15 protein-coding genes are annotated in these 19,529 nt (G+C 72.3%); 9 read left to right on the top strand and 6 right to left on the bottom strand.

The window, feature by feature from the left end:
• Positions 1–54: 54 nt before the first annotated feature.
• From AB0G14_RS02485 to AB0G14_RS02475, 3 genes are read right to left on the bottom strand one after another with little or no spacing between them, the layout of a single operon-like run.
• On the bottom strand, positions 55–2,463 hold the full coding sequence (locus AB0G14_RS02485) for a WXG100 family type VII secretion target (RefSeq protein ID WP_357692934.1): 2,409 nt from the start codon (positions 2,461–2,463) through the stop codon (positions 55–57).
• Positions 2,464–2,466: 3 nt separating this feature from the next.
• Positions 2,467–3,585 (bottom strand): WXG100 family type VII secretion target, encoded by a 1,119-nt coding sequence (locus AB0G14_RS02480; protein WP_357692932.1) that lies wholly within the window; start codon positions 3,583–3,585, stop codon positions 2,467–2,469.
• A gap of 33 nt (positions 3,586–3,618) precedes the next feature.
• Positions 3,619–4,371, bottom strand: coding sequence for a WXG100 family type VII secretion target (locus AB0G14_RS02475; protein WP_350705962.1), 753 nt, complete (start codon positions 4,369–4,371; stop codon positions 3,619–3,621).
• Between the two features lie 190 nt (positions 4,372–4,561).
• Here AB0G14_RS02475 and eccCa point away from each other — a divergent pair, with 190 nt between their 5' ends.
• From eccCa to AB0G14_RS02440, 7 genes are all read left to right on the top strand, one after another.
• On the top strand, positions 4,562–8,512 hold the full coding sequence (gene eccCa, locus AB0G14_RS02470) for a type VII secretion protein EccCa (protein ID WP_357692930.1): 3,951 nt from the start codon (positions 4,562–4,564) through the stop codon (positions 8,510–8,512).
• A gap of 178 nt (positions 8,513–8,690) precedes the next feature.
• The gene (locus AB0G14_RS02465) at positions 8,691–9,041 is read left to right on the top strand and encodes a hypothetical protein (RefSeq protein WP_357692928.1); all 351 of its coding nucleotides are present in this window, start codon (positions 8,691–8,693) and stop codon (positions 9,039–9,041) included.
• Between the two features lie 25 nt (positions 9,042–9,066).
• Positions 9,067–9,369 carry a WXG100 family type VII secretion target gene (locus tag AB0G14_RS02460; protein WP_350705957.1) on the top strand — a complete coding sequence of 101 codons (303 nt, stop codon included), beginning with the start codon at positions 9,067–9,069 and terminating at the stop codon, positions 9,367–9,369.
• Positions 9,370–9,482: 113 nt separating this feature from the next.
• The gene (locus AB0G14_RS02455) at positions 9,483–9,806 is read left to right on the top strand and encodes a hypothetical protein (RefSeq protein ID WP_350678828.1); all 324 of its coding nucleotides are present in this window, start codon (positions 9,483–9,485) and stop codon (positions 9,804–9,806) included.
• Positions 9,807–9,870: 64 nt separating this feature from the next.
• Complete coding sequence (locus AB0G14_RS02450) at positions 9,871–11,109, top strand: WXG100 family type VII secretion target (RefSeq protein ID WP_357692926.1); 1,239 nt, start codon at positions 9,871–9,873, stop codon at positions 11,107–11,109.
• Positions 11,100–12,419, top strand: coding sequence for an alpha/beta hydrolase (locus tag AB0G14_RS02445; RefSeq protein WP_357692924.1), 1,320 nt, complete (start codon positions 11,100–11,102; stop codon positions 12,417–12,419). The genes AB0G14_RS02450 and AB0G14_RS02445 overlap by 10 nt, the downstream gene beginning before the upstream one ends.
• On the top strand, positions 12,416–12,820 hold the full coding sequence (locus AB0G14_RS02440) for a hypothetical protein (RefSeq protein ID WP_357692922.1): 405 nt from the start codon (positions 12,416–12,418) through the stop codon (positions 12,818–12,820). The genes AB0G14_RS02445 and AB0G14_RS02440 overlap by 4 nt, the downstream gene beginning before the upstream one ends.
• A gap of 27 nt (positions 12,821–12,847) precedes the next feature.
• On the opposite strand, the gene AB0G14_RS02435 is transcribed toward AB0G14_RS02440, so the two are convergent.
• From AB0G14_RS02435 to AB0G14_RS02425, 3 genes are all read right to left on the bottom strand, one after another.
• Entirely contained in the window at positions 12,848–14,086 is a 1,239-nt protein-coding gene (locus tag AB0G14_RS02435) for a S8 family serine peptidase (protein WP_357692920.1), read from the bottom strand.
• Entirely contained in the window at positions 14,083–15,348 is a 1,266-nt protein-coding gene (locus AB0G14_RS02430) for an ATP-binding protein (protein WP_357692918.1), read from the bottom strand. Before AB0G14_RS02430 ends, AB0G14_RS02435 begins: the two co-directional genes overlap by 4 nt.
• A 475-nt stretch (positions 15,349–15,823) precedes the next feature.
• Positions 15,824–16,612 (bottom strand): hypothetical protein, encoded by a 789-nt coding sequence (locus AB0G14_RS02425; protein ID WP_357692916.1) that lies wholly within the window; start codon positions 16,610–16,612, stop codon positions 15,824–15,826.
• A gap of 814 nt (positions 16,613–17,426) precedes the next feature.
• On the opposite strand from AB0G14_RS02425, the gene AB0G14_RS02420 reads away from it, so the two are divergent.
• A complete protein-coding gene (locus AB0G14_RS02420; protein WP_357692914.1) occupies positions 17,427–18,764 on the top strand; it encodes a sensor domain-containing protein in 1,338 nt (445 codons plus the stop codon).
• A 41-nt stretch (positions 18,765–18,805) separates the two neighbouring features.
• Positions 18,806–19,450, top strand: a complete 645-nt coding sequence (locus AB0G14_RS02415; protein WP_357693054.1) for a response regulator transcription factor — start codon at positions 18,806–18,808, stop codon at positions 19,448–19,450.
• Positions 19,451–19,529: the final 79 nt, after the last annotated feature.

Raw genomic sequence — 19,529 nt, 5'->3', positions numbered from 1 at the left:
TCGTCTTCCCTCCGGTGTCACCGCTACCCGCCCGTGCCGTGGCCCGCCAGTGGGCTACGGCCGCCGCCCCTGCACGTCGTATTGGATCGACTCACGGGTATGAGTCGCAAGGTTTGCGAGATACACGTACTGCGCGGCGGTGGTGTAGGCGTCCATGTAGTCGGCCCGGCCCGGGTCAGCCCGGGCCCACCGTACGGCCTCCTCCGCGGCCGCGCCATGCAGCGCGCCAACCGGTACGGTCGGGGCCGATCCGCCGTTGCGTAGCTCGAAACTGGCGAGGTCGCCGGCCGCCGTGTAGACGGTCCCGTTGCCGGTGAACTGCGGGTGGTGGAACACATCGGTGGGCACGCTCTGTGGATGCACCGGGGCGGGTGCCTGCAGGGCACCGGTGACGACGTCGGCCGCCTGCCCGAAGGCGAAGCCGGCGAACTCGCCGACCTCTGGCAACTTGCCGACACCGAACCCGACCACGTCCTTGACCGCGTTGGCGATCGCCACCTGCCGGGCGTACGCCTCCTGCGCCGTACGGGTGGCCTGCTCGGCGTCCTGCACGTTGGCGTACCAGATCGCGTTGGCGGCCGCGGCGTTGGTCAGGCCGTCGACGTTGCCGGCGTACCGGCCCGCCTGTTCCATCGGGATCGTGCCGGCGTCGGCCTGGCGCAGCAGGTACTCCTGGTACAGGTCCGCGGCCGCGCTGATCTCGTCACGACCGTCCTGGGTGACCTGACCGAGCATCAGCATGTGCCGGGCGTCGGTGCTGCCCAGGCGCTGCGCCGCCGGATCGGTGTCCAACCCGTCGAGCGGCTGGGCGTACAGATCCAGGTTCGGCACGGTGGCCCGGGCGATCGCCTCGGCGAAGTGCGGGTTCTCCCGCATCGCGGCCAGGGTCTGCGGGTACGACGCCGGGTCGGTCATCGTCTGCGTGAGGTTGACGTACGCACCGCGGGCCAGGTCGTGCTCGGCGGGATCGGCGGTTCCGGCGCCGATCCAGTCGACGACCCGGCCCGCGGTGCTGCCGTCGTCGGCCCACCCGAAGCCGGCCAGTCGGCGCAGTGTCTCGCCGTCGCTGGCCAGCGCCGCGTCGGCGACGTGGTTCCGGGTGGACACGTCGAGCAGCGTGGTCATCGTCGCATCCACCCGGGGCTTGTCCCAGAGCACCGCGTCGTCGGTCGACACGTAGTACCCGGGCTGGTCGGGGCTGTGCCGGGAGAGGTCGTCCAGTCGCTGGGTGACGTCGGCCATCTCGCCGACCCGACGGGTCACCGCGGCGGAGTAGTCGGCTCCGGCGACGAGATCCCGGTCGGCCGCGCCGGTCAGCTGCGACAGCGCCTCCCACTGGGCGTAGCGGGGCACGTCGAGCCGGTAGGTGTAGACCGTCTCGCCGAGCACCCCGGTCAACGGTGCCCGGCCCGGCGTCGCCGGCACCTCGTGCGTGAAGCCGAACGAGTTGGTGCCGATGTTGGTCTCGGTGGCCGCCGGGGTGTGCACGAGGTCGCGGACCGCGGCAGGCAGGTCGGCCGGGTCCTGCGACAGGGTGAGGATACCGTTGCCGACGGTCCGCAGCATCTCCTGCCGGTCGGCGGGGGCGAAGCCCGGGGCGGTCTCGCCGAAAATGCCGAACAGACTGGTCTGGTAGCGGTGCTCGGTGGCGTTGACGTAGCCCGGCAGGTCGAACACCCGGTCGCCGAGCGTGCCGTAGAACGACGTCAGGAAGGCCTTGTCCGCAGCGGACGGTGGTTGGCCGGCGCGTACCCGGTCGGTGATCACGGCGAGTTGCGCCATGCTCTGACGGAACTGCGCTGGCGAGGCGTCGCCGGCGAGCGCGGCCCGCACCTTCTCTCCCGCCAGACGTCCGTCGGCGCCGGCTGCGGCGGCCGGACCGGCGGCCCCGACCGGGTGCGACCCGCCGAGCTCGGTGGCGACCTGCGCCAGCACCACGCCAAGCCGGTCCCACACCCCGCGCATCGCACCCAACGCCTGCTCACCGATGTTCCGGGCGTGCCCGAGCAGAACGGAGACCTGGCTGCTCGGCACCGCCCCGGCGGCGGCCACCAGCAGCTGGGCGTTGGCTCTGAACCGGGCGATGACCGTGTCGGCGGTGCTCGCGGCGGCCTCCAGGCCGCCGGCTGCGCGTTCCAGCGCGGCGGCGTGCCGGCGCAGCCGCGCCTCGGTGCCGTCCAGCCCGGTGGCGACCCGGCCCGCGGCGGCGCCGAACGCGTCGTACGCCGAGCCGTGCCACTGCGCCGAGAGCCCGGTCCGGCGCCGGACCAGCTCGCCGGAGACGCCCGCCGCCTGGTCGGCGATCGCCAGATAGGAGTGGGCCACGGCCCGCAGCCCGGCCGGGTCGCCGGTCATCTGCCGGCGGTATTCGGCGAGCACCGTGGCGTACCGGGAGAGCAGCCAGGACAGCGCGCCCGACAGATTGACGGTGTGGCCGACCAGGACGGGAGAGACGCCGGTCACCGGTCAGTCCACCTTGATCGAGCCGTCGGCGCCGACGCTGATGTCGGCGTTGACGCTCTGCCCACCGGAGCTGGCGGTGACCTCGATGTCGAACGCGCGGCCGGTGTCCACCGGCACCTCGACGGTCAACGTCATGTCACCCTTGCTGGCCGTGATCGTCACGTCATCGTCGCCGTCGTCGCCGGGCCCGGCCGGGGCGGACGACGCCGGCCCGTCAACCGGCGCGGCCGGTGGGATCGGCAGGGTCTGCACCGGGCCCTGTGGCGTCATCGTCACCGGCGCCCCACCCGAGGGGAGCGAGGATTGACCGGGTTGGACCGCGATCCACTGGTCGGTGCCGAGCGCCGGCGGCAGGTAGTTGCTCATCGAACCGCCGGCCGGGTAGCCCGCGCCGGTGAACGACGGCATGCCGTAGCCGCTGGTGCCGTAGCTGCCGCCCAGGGCCACCTGTCCCGCGCCGGTGGCGACGCTGGCCATCGGTGGTGGCGCGAGCACGGGGTTGCCCGCGCTCCCGGCCGGCAGCGCCGGAGCGGGCGCCGAGCCGCCGTCGTTGTTCTTCGAGAACAACTGCTCGACCTGGCCGACGATGGTGGCCAGACCGGTCAGGATCTGGCCGAGGTTGGTCACCCCGATGGCGGTGAGGATGCCACCGATGCCGGTGAGGAACGCCTTGAGGATCCCGGTGGTGCTGACCGCCAGGGCCCGACCGGCCGCCTGGGTGTACGGATTGGACATCAGCGCGGCCACCGTCGGGTTGACCGCGCTGACCACTGCCCGGTAGGCCGTCTGCGCGGTGGTCAACTGCGCGGCGGCACCCTCGAGTTCCCGAACGCCGGCGTACACGGTCTCGATGATCTGCTGGAAGCTCGCGAAGGACTTGTTCAGCTTCTGCACCACGGAGTCGCTCGCCGACCCGGCGGACCACACCTCACGCAGTTGTTCGCGGGCCCGCTCCAGGTCGGCCAACAGGGTGACCAGCCGGGCCACCCGCGCGGTCAACGCCGCGGAGTGGGCGAGGATGGCTTGCGGGTTACCGCCCACGATCGTGGGCAGTGCGACGGTACCGGGCCCGCGACCGCCGGCGGCGGCGTCCATCGCGCCCGAGTTGGGGATGTCAAACACGACGCACCTCTCTCGGCTTCAGGCCGTCGGGGTTCACCACAGCGAGGTCGCATCCGTCATCGGGCGGTAGACCCGGACGCGTCCGAACTCCGCGGCCGAGCCGACCGCTCCGTGGTTGTAGAGCTGGCCGCCCGCGCCGGCGACACCGATGACCGGGCCGCCGTCACCGACGACGGGCTGCACGACCACCACGTCGCCGGGGTGCACCAGGCCGGACACGTCCCGCCCGCTGCCCGAGTAGACCGCCAACAGGCCGACCCGTTCCTGGTTGGCCGGGCTGCGGTCGAGCCAGTCGGCGAAGTCCCGCGCGTCGCGGAAGGTCACCTCGGTCAGGGGCCGCGCCGAAAGCTCACCGAGCCCCGCCCGGCCCAGGTAGTCCAGGATGTTGCCGACCGACCCGGGCTCCCCCGCCGCGCCCGCGCTGTCGTTGATCGCGTAGCCGGCGAGGGCGGCGCTGGGCGCCGCGCCGGTGCCGGTGGGCGCCCCGCCCAGCGCGGCGGCGACCGCCCGGTCCGCGTCGTCGTAGTCGTTGGCGCTGCGGTGCACCAGGTCGTTGATCTCCTGCAGCAGTTGCAGCAGCGTCCGCATGGTGCCGACGACCTGCCCCTGCATCGCGATGTTCGCCGAGGCGACCGGCGAGCCCAGCTTCGCGAACGACGTCGGCGCGAGGGTGAGCCGCTCCAACTCCATCACCGTGCTGTACGCCTGGAGCAGAATGCCGACGACGTTGCCGACCACTCCACGTACGGCATCCGGCCGCACGTTGTACGACGAGCCTGTCGTCATCGATCGCACCTTCCCGCCAGATCGCCCACGCCCGGGGCCGGGCAACTCGACCGCGCTGAGGCGGTTCCCGGATGGTTGCGGGTCATCGTAGGTTGGTGCGCGCACGCCGTTAAACGGCAAAACTACCCACGACCTGCTCTGTCAAAGTGACCACGGGTCCCGATTCTTCGGGCCGAGGAGGCACCGCCGGATGTCCGCCGACACCTTCCGCCGCCGGGCTGTACTGCCCGAACCACCACGCGGCGAGATCATGCTGCAGTCCCCGCCCGCCCTGCCCCGCGGGTCCGGCCAGGCCGGCATGCAACTGATGTTCATGCTGCCGATGATGCTCGGCATGGGCGCCATGTCGTTCGTCTACATCGGGCGGTCCGGCGGGGCGATGACCTGGATCTTCGGCGCCCTGTACATCAGCGCCATGGCCGGCATGCTGATCATGAGCCTGTCCCGTGGCGGCGCCTCGAAGAAGGCGCAGATCAACGACGAACGACGCGACTACCTGCGCTACCTCGGCGGCCTGCGCGGCCAGGTCCGTGAGGTGGCGGTCCGCCAACGGGAGACGGCCCTGGCGGCGCTGCCCGACCCGGCCGACCTGTGGTCGTTCGCCGGCACCGAGCGGCTCTGGGAACGGGCCCGCACCGATCCCGACTTCGGCCGGGTCCGGGTCGGCACCGGGCCGCAGCGGCTGGCCACCGCGCTGCGGGCGCCACAGACCGCCCCGCTGGAGGACCTCGATCCGGTGGCGTCCACCTCGCTGCGGCACTTCATCCGCACCTACGCGACCGTCGGAGGGCTGCCGGTGGCGGTGTCCCTCCGTTCCTTCCAGCGGGTCACCCTGACCGGCGACCGCCCCGAGATCCTGGCCCTCGCCCGGGCCCTGCTGGCCCACCTGGTCACCTTCCACTCCCCGGACAACCTGCGCGTCGCCGCCTGCGTCGGGCCGGACCGGCAGGACGGCTGGGACTGGCTGAAGTGGCTGCCCCACGCGGTGCATCCGGGCCGGGCCGACGCGAGTGGGCCGACCCGCCTGGTCGCGCCCACCCTCAGTGAGTTGGCCGCGCTACTGGCCGACGACCCGGCCGACCCGGCGGCCCGCGGCCCGTTCAGGCCCGGTGCCCGGCCCGAGGCACCGCACCTGCTGATCGTGCTCGACGGGGCCGGCACGCTGCCCGATGCCGGGCTGGCCCCGCCCGACGGCCTGGCCGGCACCACCATGTTGGAGATCGGCGGCGGGTCTGGTGGTGGCGCTGACGCGCTCGATCTGGTGATCTCCGAAGGTCGGCTCGGCATGCGCACCCCGGACGGCGTCTCGCTGGTCGGTGTGCCCGACCGGCTCAGCGTCGCCGGCGCCGAGGTGGTCGCCCGGCAGCTCACCGCGCTGCACACCGGCACGGCGACGGCCAGCGAGCAGCCGCTGTCCACCACCTTCGGCCTGGCCGACCTGCTCGGCATCGGCGACCCGCGCCGGCTCGACCCGGCGGTCACCTGGCGCCCCCGGTCGGCCCGGGACCGGCTGCGCATCCCGATCGGGGTGGATCCCGACGGGCGCCCGGTCGACCTGGACCTCAAGGAGTCGGCCGAAGGGGGCATGGGCCCGCACGGGCTGGTCATCGGGGCCACCGGGTCCGGCAAGAGCGAACTGCTGCGCACCCTGGTCACCGGGCTCGCCGCCACCCACTCCTCGGAGACGCTCAACCTCGCGTTGATCGACTTCAAGGGTGGCGCCACCTTCGCCGGCATGACCGGCCTGCCGCACACCTGCGCGGTGATCACCAACCTCGCGGCCGACCTGACCCTGGTCGACCGGATGGCCGACGCGCTCCGCGGCGAGCTGGTCCGCCGCCAGGAACTGCTGCGGGCCGCCGGGAACTACGCCTCGGTACGCGACTACGAGCGGGCCCGAACCGAGGGCACCCCGCTGCAACCGCTGCCCTCACTGCTGGTGATCATCGACGAGTTCAGCGAACTGCTCTCCAGCCGGCCCGAGTTCATCGACCTGTTCGTGATGATCGGTCGGCTCGGCCGCAGCCTCGGCGTACACCTGATGCTCGCCTCGCAACGGCTCGAGGAGGGACGGCTACGCGGCCTGGACAGCCACCTGAGCTACCGCATCGGGCTGCGCACCTTCTCGGCGGCGGAGAGCCGGGCGGTGCTCGGGGTGTCCGACGCGTACGAACTGCCGCCGGTACCCGGCTCGGCGTACCTGAAGTGGGACACCACCACCCTGCAACGGTTCAAGGCCGCGTACGTCTCCGGTGAACTGCCGCCCGAGCAGGCCGCCGCCGTGGCCGAGGAGATCCCGTACGAGCGGCGGGTGCTGCCGTTCGGGCTCGCCCCGCTGGCGGCGGCCGAGCCGGTACGCGCACCGGCACCGGCGAACGGCCCCGACACCGCGGCGACCAAGGGCGAGACCGTGCTGAGCGCCATGATCGGCCGGCTGCTCGGCAACGGGCCCGCCGCGCACCAGATCTGGCTGCCGCCGCTGGCCGAACCGCCCGCCCTCGACCAGCTGCTGCCGCCCCTGGGCGTCGACCCGCAGCGCGGTCTGACCCCGGTGGGCTGGGCCGGCAATGGGCAGCTCACCGTGCCACTGGCCATCGTGGACAAGCCGTTCGAGCAGCGCCGGGACCTGCTGTGGGCGGAGCTGTCCGGGGCGGCCGGGCACGCGCTCGTGCTCGGCGCACCGCAGAGCGGCAAGAGCACCCTGCTGCGTACCCTGGTGACCGCCCTGGCACTCACCCACACCCCGATCGAGGCGCAGTTCTTCCTGCTCGACTTCGGTGGCGGCGGCCTGGCCACCCTCGCCGGCCTGCCGCATGTCAGCGGCTACGCCAACCGGATGGACACCGAACGGGTCCGCCGGATCGTCGCCGAGCTGACCGGCCTGCTGGCCGAGCGGGAGCAGTCGTTCGCCGCGCACGGCATCGACTCGATCTCCGACTTCCGGCGCCGCCCACCGCCCAGCCCGGACGGGCGGACGTTCGGCGACGTGTTCCTCGTCGTCGACGGCTGGATGACCCTGCGCCAGGAGTTCGAGCCGCTGGACGAGTCGGTCACCACGCTCGCCGCCCGCGGCCTCGGGTTCGGCCTGCACGTCGTACTGTCGGCCAACCGGGCGATGGAGATCCGACCGGCCCTGCGCGACCTGATCGGCACCCACGTCGAGCTGCGCCTTGGCGACCCGGCCGACTCGGCGTACGACCGGCGGGCCGCGGCCGACGTACCGAAGGGCGCTCCGGGACGCGGGCTCACCGCCGACAAGCTGCACTTCCTCGGCGGGCTGCCGCGCATCGACGGCCGTACCACGGTCAGCGACCTGCCCGACGGCGCGAGCGACCTGGTCAAGCAGGTGGACGCGAGCTGGCACGGCCCGCGCGCTCCCCAGGTGCGGTTGCTGCCCAGGATGGTGCCGGCCGCCGACCTGCCCGGTCCGGTTCCCGGTGACCGGCGGATCCCGATCGGGCTGGCCGAGGCGGACCTGGGACCGGCCTACCTGGACTTCGACGCCGACCCGCACTTCATCGCCTTCGGGGACGTGGAGTCCGGCAAGACCGGGTTGCTGCGGGTGCTCGCCCAGCAGATCGCGGCCCGCTATCCGGTGGCCGAGGCCGCGGTCATCGTCGCCGACTACCGGCGCGGGCTGGTGGACGCGCTCACCGGCCCGCACCTGCTCGGCTACGCCGGCAGTGAGCCGGTGCTCACGCAACTCGTCGCCGAGGCTGCGGAGGGGCTGCGGCGACGCCTGCCCGGTCCGGAGGTGACCGCCACCGAGTTGCGCGAGCGCAGCTGGTGGAGCGGCCCCGAGCTGTTCGTCCTGGTCGACGACTACGACCTGGTGGTGTCACCGAGCCGCAACCCGCTCGCGCCCCTGCTGGACTTCCTGCCCCAGGCCAAGGACGTCGGCCTGCATCTGGTGCTCACCCGCCGGTCCGGCGGCGCCAGCCGAAGCCTGTTCGAGCCGGTCGTGCAGCGGCTGCGCGACCTGGGTACACCGGGCCTGCTGCTCTCCGGTTCCCGCGACGAGGGCGCGCTGCTGGCCGACGTCAAGCCCAGCAAACAGCCGCCCGGACGTGGGCAGTTGGTGGACCGGCGGACCGGGGTGTCGCTGGTGCAGCTCGCCTGGGCGCAGACCGACCCGGCCTGATCCGAACCGGTCGACGCAGGGACCCGGCGGCCCCGGCCGCCGGGTCCCTGTGGGTAATAGTGCCGTGTCGGCGACGGGTACTTGTGCCGTACTACCAAGGGTGACGGATGCATAGCATCCCCAGCGTGTACGGCGCCGCGAGTCGGCGCGCGACCCTGCCAAGAGGAGGTGACCCGACGTGGCCAGTCCCGGATACCAGAGTGATGCCGCCGCGATGACGCGAGCGGTCAGCGGGTTCGACGAAGCCGCCACCAACACGGCTCGGAGCATGGCGCAACTCGAGAGCGAACTCGTGTCGGTACTGAGCCGGTACGCCGGTAACCAGGCCACCGCTTTCTGGCAGCTGCAGAGCCGGCTGCAGGAGAGCATGCGGGTTGCGTCACGGGAGCTGCAGACCATGTCCGGTCTGGTCAACGAGAGTTTCCGCAACTACAACACCGGTGACACGGCGGCTGCCGACTCCCTGCGGGGCCTCACCGGCGCCGTGGGCGAGGGCAGCCCCGTACTCAGCCGGCTGGCCGGTGCCTAACCTGCCCGGAAAGGGGTGATGTGAAATGACCGCCGATGTGATCAATGTGGAATTCGGCGCGCTGCGGGCCGCCGCCGACTCGCTTCAGGTGAAGGCCCAGGCGTTGAACGGCCACGTGGAACAGCTGCAGAGCAGCCTGGCCCCGATCAAGCAGACCTGGTACGCCTCCGGCAGTGCCGCCGGTCAGGCCGCGGAGCAGTCCGAGACGCGGCTGCGCGCGGCACTGGCCGACATCATCGCGGTGATCGGTCAGTTCTCCGGCAAGGTGAACGAGGCGCACGACACCCAGTTGGCGCTGGAGAACAGGAACACCAGCTTCTTCGCCTGAGCCGGTGCGATCAGCGGCGGCGTGGGGTGGGGCGGGATCCGCCTCCACCCGACGCCGCCGCCCCGCTGGCCGGCGATGTTCTCAGCCGAGCTCCGAGACAGGAGAGCGCGACGATGTCCCACGAGGAGTCGTTCCGGGTCCACCTCGAATCGCTGCTGGCGTTCGCCCGCGAGTTGGAGGACCAACTGGAGGCGATGCGCAAACCGACGGACGGCCTCGGCCAGTTGCGCATCCGGCCGGTCCGGCTCGGCGAGTTCGGCGAGGCGGCTTCGCTGGCCGAGCGGCACCGGGCCGCCGCCGAACAGATGCACGAACTGCTGCACACCGTGCGGGAGGCGATCGCCTTCGCCAACGACGTGACCCGCATGATCGCGGACGGGTACGCCGACTACGACATCGGCGTCGCCACGTCCTTCCGGGCACACGGAAGGGACTGACACGATGCCGCGTGGACACGGTCGGGCGCGTAGCGACTTCAGCCAGTACAGCCATCACGAACTCATGCGAATGCTGCACGCCGGCGAACCGAAGTCGGTGACTGAGGCGGCGGAGGGCTGGGGAGCCGCCGGCACCGCGCTGCACGAGCGCGCCGGCGACATCGAGCGCCAGCTCCGCGAGTTCGAGCAGTGGTGGGACGGCGGCGCCGCCCGACAGTACAAGATGATGATCAATGACCTGACCTCGGGTATCCGGCAGGTGGCCAGCACCGCGTTCACGGTGCGTGACCTGGCCTACTCCTCCGCCGAGGCGCTCACGACGGCCCAGAAGTCGATGCCCGCCCCGGTCGCCGTACCCGATCTCGCCCCCTCCGTGGTCGCCGCCGCGACCACGCCCCTGGTCGTACCCGCGGACACTCCGGCCAGCACGGTCGCCACGCTCCGCCAGCACCAGGCCGAGGCGGTCGCCGAGGTCCACGCCCAGCAGCGGGCACAGGCCGCCTCGAACGCGGCCCACCAGCAGGCGGTGCAGGTGATGTCCACCCTCGCCACCGAGTACGTCACCACCGAGGACGCGATGCCGGTCACCCCGAGCGCCGCGTCCCGGCCGGCCACCGGCACACCGATCGAGGAGCCACCGCCGGTCACGCCAGCCCCACCGCTGGATCCGCAGACCGGCGGCGGCCTGCCGTCCGTACCGGCCGAGACACCGGTCGACCCGGACAAGGCACCCGTCGACCCGGACGCGACACCACCGGCGACCCAACCCCGGCCGCTGTTCGGCACGATGTTCACCGCCGGGTTGGCCGCGGCCGCCGCCGCGCTCGGCGGGCGGTTCGCCACCGTGCCGCCTGGGCTGGGGGCCAAGCCGAAGGACGAGAAGAAGGACACCGCGCCCGCGGCCACGGCCAACGACAGGGCCGCCGGCAGCGGCGCCCGGATCTCCGCCGGCGGCGCGGGTGGCGGTGTGGGTGGCGGTGTGGGTGGCGGCGGAGGCGGCGTCGACATGTCGCCGGTGGCGAACCAGTCCTTGGCCGGTCAGGCCGGCGGCCCGACGGCGAGTGGACTCGCCGGAGCCGCCGGGGCCGCCGCCGGGGTAGCCGCGGCGAAGGGCATGGCCGGCGGCTTCATGCCGGCGATGCCCTTCGCCCCGATGGGCGCGGGCGACGCCGCCGGCGGCCGACGCATCCCACCCTGGCTGGTCGAGACCGAAGACGTGTGGGGCGAGCAGTCGGTGGTGACGCCGGCGGTGATCGGCGAGGAGCCTGAGTCGGACCAGCCTGGGACCCGGTCATGGAGGTGACCAGCGCCGGATTCCGAGCCGTCCCGACCGCACTGGACGCCGCGGCGGCCGAGCTCACCGGAAGCGCCGACCGGTTGAACACCATCCGCGGGCAGCTCACCACGCAAGCCGTCGACGGCAAGGCGTTCGGGTTGGTGCCGCAGTCCCAACGTGCCATGCAGGCACACGGCAACAGCCTGCAGCTCAGCAGCACCGAGCTGGAGTCGGCGGCGACGCAGACCCGGCGGTTGGCCACCGGGGTGACCGCCGCGGTGACCAACTACCGGCGGGGCGACGTCCAGGTCAGCCAGGCATTCCGACAGCTAATGGGTGGGCCGGCCGGTGGCACCACCCTGGCCGCCGCCGGGGCCGCCGCGCCCGCCGGCACCGCCCCGTTCGGCACCCGGATCGCGGCCAACCGTTCGGCGATCACCGCCGAGTTGGCCGCCGAACGGCAGCGCCTCGCCGGCTATCAGGCCCAGCTCACCGGGGACCCGGCCGTCGACCGCCGTCTGCAGGAGACCATCACCCGGTCGCAGGCGCGCATCGAACTGTACGAGAACGTCATCGCCGAGAACCGCAAGATCCTCTCGTTCGACCCGTCCGGTGACGGATCGATGGTCGAGCTGGTCGGCGACATCGACGCCGGCACCCGCAACGTCGCCGTGTTCGTTCCGGGCACCTTCTCCGAGCTGGCCAACTTCGAGCGGTACCGCGACGCGGCGGCCGGTTTCGTCGACGCCGCCCCCCGGCGGGACCTGGCCATGGTCACCTGGATGGACGGCGACCTGCCCTCCAACCTGTTCCCGCAGGCCCCGTCGGCCAGCTACGCCGACAACCTCGGGCCCCGGCTCGCCGACTTCTCCCGTGAGCTGCGGGCCGAAATCGCCGGCTCCGCCGCGGCCGGCAACGACGTGCAGGTCACCTTCGCCGGCCACTCGTATGGCGGCGCCGTGGTCGGCACCGCCGAGCAGCACGGGTTGGACGCCGACCGGGTCCTGCACATCGAGTCGGCGGGCATGGGTCACCGCGTGGACGGCCCGGAGGACCTGCGCCCGGCCCAGCCCGATGTGCAGCGCTACTCGATGACCGCCCCGGGCGACCCGATCGCCTGGGTCCGGGACATCAACATCTTCAACTGGGGGCACGGGGCCGACCCCGACGAGTTCCCCGGTGTGGTCCGGCTGGAGACCGGCAACTACCCCGACGGCCGACCGTTGGAGGGCACCTCCGCGCACTCCGACGTGCTGACCTACCACAGTGACGCGTGGTGGAACATGTACCAGGTGTTCACCGGCGGCCCGGTGGTGACGGTACCGTCGACGCCATGACCAGCCCGATCGACTACGAGCCGCTGGCCGCCGTGGCGGGGCCGCTGCGGGCCGTGCTGCACGCGGTCGCCGCGCGGTTCGGCGCCGACGCCCGGATCAGCCGCGACGAGCAGCTCGACTGCGACCCGTTCCGGCCGGCCGGCGTACCGAGCGAGTCGGTGCGCTGGGAGTACAACCTCCGGGTTCCCGTCCCGCCCGGCGCCGCCGAGATCCTGTTGACCGAGGTGGTGCCGGAGCTGAGCGCAGACGGTTGGCGAGCCACCGACCGCAGCGGCGAGACCGAGGTGGCCTACCAGTTCCAGCGGGACGGGGCGAACCTCGGCGTACACATCTCCCGGGACGGCACCGGCGAGGTGGTGGTGGGCGGCTCCAGCCGCTGCGTACCGACCGGGATGCCGTAGCGCCAGCCGCACCACGGGTGGGGCCGGTCAGCCGCCGGGACGCCAACCGCGGGCCCGGCCTCGACGCGCCACGGCCGTACCGATCCCAAGCAGCAGCGCCGCCCCGAGTCCCGCCGACGCCAGCGGCAGCACCAACGGATCCACACGGGAACCAGGGTTCGCACGGGCCGCGGCGACCGGCTGCGCGCTCGCGCCCACGGGTCCCGGCGGGTCCTCGACACCCTCGGCAGCCACCGCCCGGTACGGGTCCACCATTCCCCAGCCGAGCTGCGGGTGGCGCCCGTCAACCGCGGTCCGGTGCGCGGTCGACTCGATCCGCCGCACCACCTCGGCGGCGCTGAGTTCTGGCCGGTAGGACCGCAGCAGCGCCGCCGTGCCCGCCACGTACGCCGCCGCGTAGGCCGGATCGTCGACCGTGGGTGAGTGCCCCAGCCGACCGTCCGCCCCGGCGGAGAGGCTCAGCAGTTGTCTTCCCGGGGCGGCCACCCCGATGTAGTCACCGGATTCGGTAGAGGCCACCGCGCCGTCGGGCCCGAACGCACCGACCGCCAGCACCCCGGGCAGGGCGGTCGGGTAGCTGGTCGCACCCTGGGTCCGCGCGCCGGAAGCGGCCGGCGACACCACCACGATGTCGGCCGCGATCGCCCGTGCGGTGGCGTCCCGCAGCTGGGCGCTGTTCCTGGTTGCCGGCAGTACCACGTAGATCACGCGGGCGCGGGCGGTGACCGCGAAGTCGATGGCGGCGGCGAGCCGGCCGGGGTCGACGGCCCCGTCGCCCTGCCTGGTGGTCTGGGTGTAGCGAACCGGGAGCACGGACACGCCGGGAGCCAGACCGGCGAAGGTGGTCTTGTCGTGCGGCCGGGCGGCGATCAGGCCGGCGGCGAAGGTACCTCGGCCGTCACAGTCGTCGGTAGCCCCGTCGCGGTTGGCCAGGACGTCTCGACCTTTCTCGACCTGACCTGGACGGAACTGTGCGTTACGGGCGTCGACGCCGGTGCCGAGCACCGCGGTCCGCACCCCGGAACCCGTGCTCAGTGGCCACACCCGGCGCGGCCCGAGCAGTTCCATCGCCCACGGGGTGCCGGCGGTGTGCACTCCCACCGGTTTGGCACAGCCGGCCGGCGCCGCGTAGCTGGCCGGCACTGCGGCTACCGGCAGCGCCCCGACCAGCGCGCCGACGACGCCCGCCAGCGCGCCGAGAGCGGGTCGCGAGCCAGCCGGCCCCGGCCGGACCGCGCCGCGCCTGGAACTGCCCAACCGGATCATGCCGGCACCCGCAGGGTTACCCGGGTGCCGCGACCGGGCCAGGACTCCACGGTCGCTTTGCCGCCGACCTCGCGCAACCGGGCCACGATCGACTCCCGGATGCCGAACCCGGGTCGGCCGGCGACATCGAAGCCACAGCCGTGGTCACGGACCACCACGACCAGGGCGCTGCTCTCCTCGTCGGCGCGGACCACCACGTCACTGATCCCGGCGTGCTTGGCCACGTTGCCCAGAGCCTCCCGCACCCCACCGAGGACCGCGTCCCGGCCCGGGCGGGACATCCGACTGCCGGCGCCGTCGGCCACCGTCAACTCCACCCGCAGCCCGCGTCCCGCGAGTTCCTCCACCAGTTCGGCCAACCCGTCGGCGAGCGGGTTGTCTCTGCCGCCGCCGGGATCGTCGAGCGTCCTACGCAGCCGAGCGGCCTGGACCCGGGCGGTGGCCCGCACCTGGGCGAGCTGCACCGCTGACGCCGTCTCATCCGCCGCGCTGTGCAGGGCGATCGCTTCCAGGGTCTGCAACACCGTGTCGTGCAGCGACCGCAGCCATCGGGCCTGCTCGGCCTCCCGACCGGCTCGGATCCCGTACGACATGGCCAGGTGCAGGCTCAGCCCACAGATCACGAGCGCCGCCAACGCGACCACCACCGCCAATCCGAGCCACCCGGCCCGGCCGGCGAGGGTTCCCCTGTCCGAGGCGGCGCCGAACGCGGCCGTCGCCAACTGGACCGGCATCGACAGCAGCACCGCGAGCACGCCACCGACCAGGCCGTACGCGCCGGTCACCAGAACCACGGCACCGGCCAGGTACGACCAGAACACCTCGGTGTGGGGCACCACCGCACTTCCCACCACGTTCACCCCGAACGCCACGGCGAGGTCGACCAGCACGGCCCCGCGTACCCGTTCGAGGTCCACCGTCGACCGCCGGTGGACCGTGATGATCGCCGCGACGTTGGCGGCCAGCAGCAGAGCCGCAACCGGCAGCAGAGTAACCAGTGCCACCGGCTCCCCGCGCACCACGAGCAGGCCCATGGCGACGGGCAGGACGCACACCCGGTATGCCAGAGCACCGAGCAGCAGGCAACGCGAGGTCTGACGATGCAGCACGGCAGCGGCGGCGCCGCCGACCGGTCCGAGACTCTCCGCGGACGCCACCGGCGTCCACATCGGAGGCCGCTGCGGGGATGCGGCCCCCGCCACGGCGGCGCGGGTCAGCAGCGCGAACACCATGGCCGGCATGGCGACACTGTCGACTGTCACGGACCCTCCCGCGCTGCGCCGACCAATGCCCACGTGTCAGCTCCCTTGTCCACATCACGGACCGCGCGTCGCGACTGGCCCCACGAGGATCATGGCCAGTTTTCCCGACATTTGACCTTCGAAGCAAGAGCTGGCCGCGCATTGATCCGGGCCGACGTCGAATGGCGCCCGGGCCCGCGATCGGACGAGGTCAGCGAGCCGCGATCGCCCCTGCCAACCAAGGGCATCTGAGCGTGTAGTGGCAGATCCCCGTGCAGCCCAATCTCTAACATTGATGTACGCCACTCTGCCTCCTTCCCAACCGACCCGCCCAGCGGCCACCCGTCGACAGACGAGCAGCGAGCTCGTCCCCGCCCACGGCACGTTGACCACCCACCAGCCGAACCGCCCGGCCAGCACACCCGAAGCTCAAGTCCCCCCAAGCCGCGACCGATCTTCTCGTTGGAGAGCGTGAGGCTGACCCCCACGAGGTGCGTCACCAGCCGCCGTCGAAGAAGGCCAAGAGCGCCGGCGCCGGGTCCGCTGCGGTGGTCGTGTTCGCCACAACGACAACGATCACGACCAGCGACAACAACGCCGAGAGAACGCCGAAGGACCCCAACACGCGTCTCGTACGCCTGTCGGACGGCCCTGTTCTCGCAAACCTCTTCCACAACACCACGCTCGTGCCGACGAGGACGACCGCCACGATCCCAGCAATCACGGCCATCGCCACGTGATATCGAGAAAAGTCGCTGATCATCACCTCGAGGGCTGGCGGGGTCTGGTCACCCGCGCTCAGGGAGTCCGCCAGTCGCCGCCTGACGTGATCGAGCGTATCGGCGAGCTCTCCGTCGGTTTCGCCGTCCGCCAGCATCGGCAACAGCGAGGCGAAGGGCGCTACTGCACCCTGGACGTTGGCCATCACCATCGCCAACGAGAACAACGCGAGCATCGTGACAAGAACGCCGCCCGACGTGAGGGCGGCCCTCCTGCCCGCCCCGAGACCGCCGGCCCTCAGGAATGCCTTCCAGAGAAGAAGGCCGAGTACAACGAGCACGATCAGCAAGATCGCAGCGATCACGGCCTTGGCCAGGTGGTAGCGGAACCAGTAATCGACAACCCTCTGCAAGCCCGGGGAAAAATCCCGGTCGCCGGAACTCCAATACTTGACGAATTCTTCGCGGAGGGCTTCGACGAGTTTGCGCCTGTCGACGAAGCCGCCGTCCGACCTGTTCGCCGCCAGCGTGCGCGGGGCGACGACGAAGGCGGCGACGAGGGCCACAGCGAGGGCGACAAGCGTAGCGAGGATGCGACCGGAGATGCCTGCGGATCGCGACGGGACTGCGGGACTGCGCAAGGAGATTCCTTCGACTCGATCGAGTGGGTAGACGGCGCGCCGACCTGCCGGGTCGCCGGTTGAGGGGTTGGTACAGCAGGGTCCCGGGACCAGGATGTTCGAGGCGCGGTTCTGCCGGGCATGGACCGGCTAGCCACGCGACGCGATGGGTCCTTCGTTCCGATCACCATTCCGCACCGGTGGTCGCCCGGTCACGGGGGTACGCCGGACACTTGGGGGTGGGGCCTGCCCCACCTCTCGGGCAGGGCGGGCGGCCCTGGGCACCGCGGTCAAGCCAGTCGCGCACATGCTGTCGCCCGGGCTGACCTTCCGGCCTGCTGTGCACGTATACGATGGACGCGCCAGCGGCCGGGGCCTGGGCGCTCACCTGCCGTGATGCCTGAACCGCCACGGCAGAACCACGATGTCAGAACCGCTGCGCCAGAACAGGGAACAATGGGGCATGAACACGGTCCAGCGGGCCGGGCGACGAGCTACTGCCAGGGCATGTCCACATCGGTGCTCTGCATCCTGGTCTTCGAGGACCACAGCCAGACCGACACCGGGTCACCTCCACCGGGCAGATGGTCGACCTGACGGCGGATCGGCGTGCGCTCGATGGTGGGGAATCCGCCGTCGTGGTCGATCCAGGCCTAGCGGTGGCGAGCCGCGGGTGGGTCCGGTCCCAGGCCATCGCCGGCGCGGTCCCGTGGCGGTCGGTGTCCGGGCTCGCTCCGGGGATCCGGATTGGGCTGGGGCTATGACCACGTCGTTCCCCTCCGCGGTCTGGCGTCGGTGGCGATCGGGCGTCCGGTTCGTCTTCCGGATGGGGCGTCGCACGGTCGTGGAGTCGCTGTACCTGCTCACCGCGCCGGTGACCGCCGCGGCTGGCCTGCTGCTGGTGCTCACCGGTCTGTGTATCGGAGCGGTCGGTCTGCTGTTGCCGGGCCGGTCGCCGGTCGTGGCCGGCGGTTTGGCGCTGGTGCGGTGGTTCGCCGACGTGGAACGGTGGCGGATCGCCAAGGTGCGTTCCCCGGCGGTCGGCGTGGAGGGTGTGGGCCATTGGCGGAGACCGGAGGAGACAGCCGCCGCGTCCGGCCCGGGGCTGTGGCTCGGCGTGGCGCACGCGGTGGCGGTGCTGCCTGTCGCCCTGGTCACCTCAGTGGTGACGGTGCTGTGGTGGTTCGTCGGACTCGGTGCCGGCACGTCCGCCCTGCGCAGCCCCTACTCGTCCGCGGGGCCGATGCGGCCCACGACCCTGACCGTGGGCAGCCCTCGGTCCCACATCGCCTTGACCCTGGGACTGACGTCGCCGACCGAGCGGCTCGCCTTCGGGACCGCGGTCGGCCTGCTGTTGCTGTTCACCCTGCCGCTGGTGACCCGGGCGTGCGTCGCCGCCCAGGCCGGACTGGGGCAGACGCTGCTGTCTGACGCGTCCGCGTCGCACCGCCGGATCAGCGGACTGGAGCAGGAGCGGGACACCGGCGCGCAGACCGTCGCCGCGGTGACGGCCGAGGCGACCGCGCTGCGCCGGCTCGAACGCGACATCCACGACGGGCCCCAGCAGCGGCTGGTCCGTCTGGCGATGGAACTGGGCCGCGCCCAGCACCACCTCGACAGCAGGCCGGAGGCCGTCCGCGCGGCGCTCGCCGACGCGATCGTCCAGACCGAGGAGGCGCTGGACGAGCTACGGGCCCTGTCGCGTGGCATCGCCCCGCCGATCCTCGTCGACCGCGGCCTGCGCGCGGCGCTCACCGCCCTGGCCGCGCGCTCGACCGTACCGGTTGAGGTCGATGCCGAACCCCTGAACGACCGGCTGGACGCTGCGGTCGAGACGGCCGCGTATTTCGTGATCGCCGAGGCCCTGACCAACGTGGCCAAGCACAGCCACGCCGACCGGTGTGCGATCGGACTGCGCCACAGTGCGGGAACCTTGCGGGTCTGGGTGACGGACGACGGGGCGGGCGGCGCCGCGCTGGACAAGGGACACGGGCTGCGCGGGTTGGAAGACCGGCTGCACGCGGTCGGCGGCCGGCTGTGGGTCACCAGTCCCTACGGCGGCCCGACGGCGATCACCGCGGAACTGCCGTGCTGCTGAACCCGCACGAACCACCACCGGACCGCGCGGCCCGCGGTCCGCTGCGGATCGTCCTGGCGGACGACGCGGTACTGCTGCGCGAGGGCCTGGTCCGCCTGCTCGTCGAGGACGGTCACCAGGTGGTGGCCGCGATCGGTGATGGCCCGGCCCTGGTCGAGGCGGTGCTCAGACACCGCCCGGACGTGTCGATTGTCGATGTGCGGATGCCGCCGACCTACACGGACGAGGGCTTGCGCGCGGCGATCACCGCCCGCTCGCAGGTGCCCGGCGCCCCCATGCTGGTGCTCAGCCAGTACGTGGAGGCGTCCTACGCCGGCGATCTGCTCGCGGACGGCTCCGGTGCGATCGGGTACCTGCTGAAGAACCGGGTCGCCAGGGTCGAGGAGTTTCTGGATGCCCTGGATCGCGTCGCCCGGGGCGCGACGGTGCTCGACCCGCAGGTCGTTGCGCAGTTGCTGGCCGGGCAGCGCCGGGACAACGCCCTGGGGGCGCTGACCACGCGGGAACGGCAGCTCCTGGCGCTGATGGCCGAAGGTCATTCCAACACGGCCATCGCCGAACGGCTGGTGGTCTCCGCCAGCACGGTGGAAAAGCACATCGGCAATGTCTTCGCCAAGCTCGGCCTGCCGCCTGACGACGCCCAGCACCGTCGGGTGCTCGCTGTCCTCGCCTACCTCAGGGCCTGACGGCGGCCCGTCCGCCCCCTCCCTCGGTGGGGCCTGCCCCACCCCGGACGTCGCCCGGCCCGCGCGCGTCTCGGCGCCC

Origin of the sequence: Micromonospora sp. NPDC023814, assembly GCF_040639595.1 — a bacterium.
Lineage (GTDB): Bacteria > Actinomycetota > Actinomycetes > Mycobacteriales > Micromonosporaceae > Micromonospora.
This window is presented reverse-complemented; position numbering and strand designations above follow the sequence as displayed.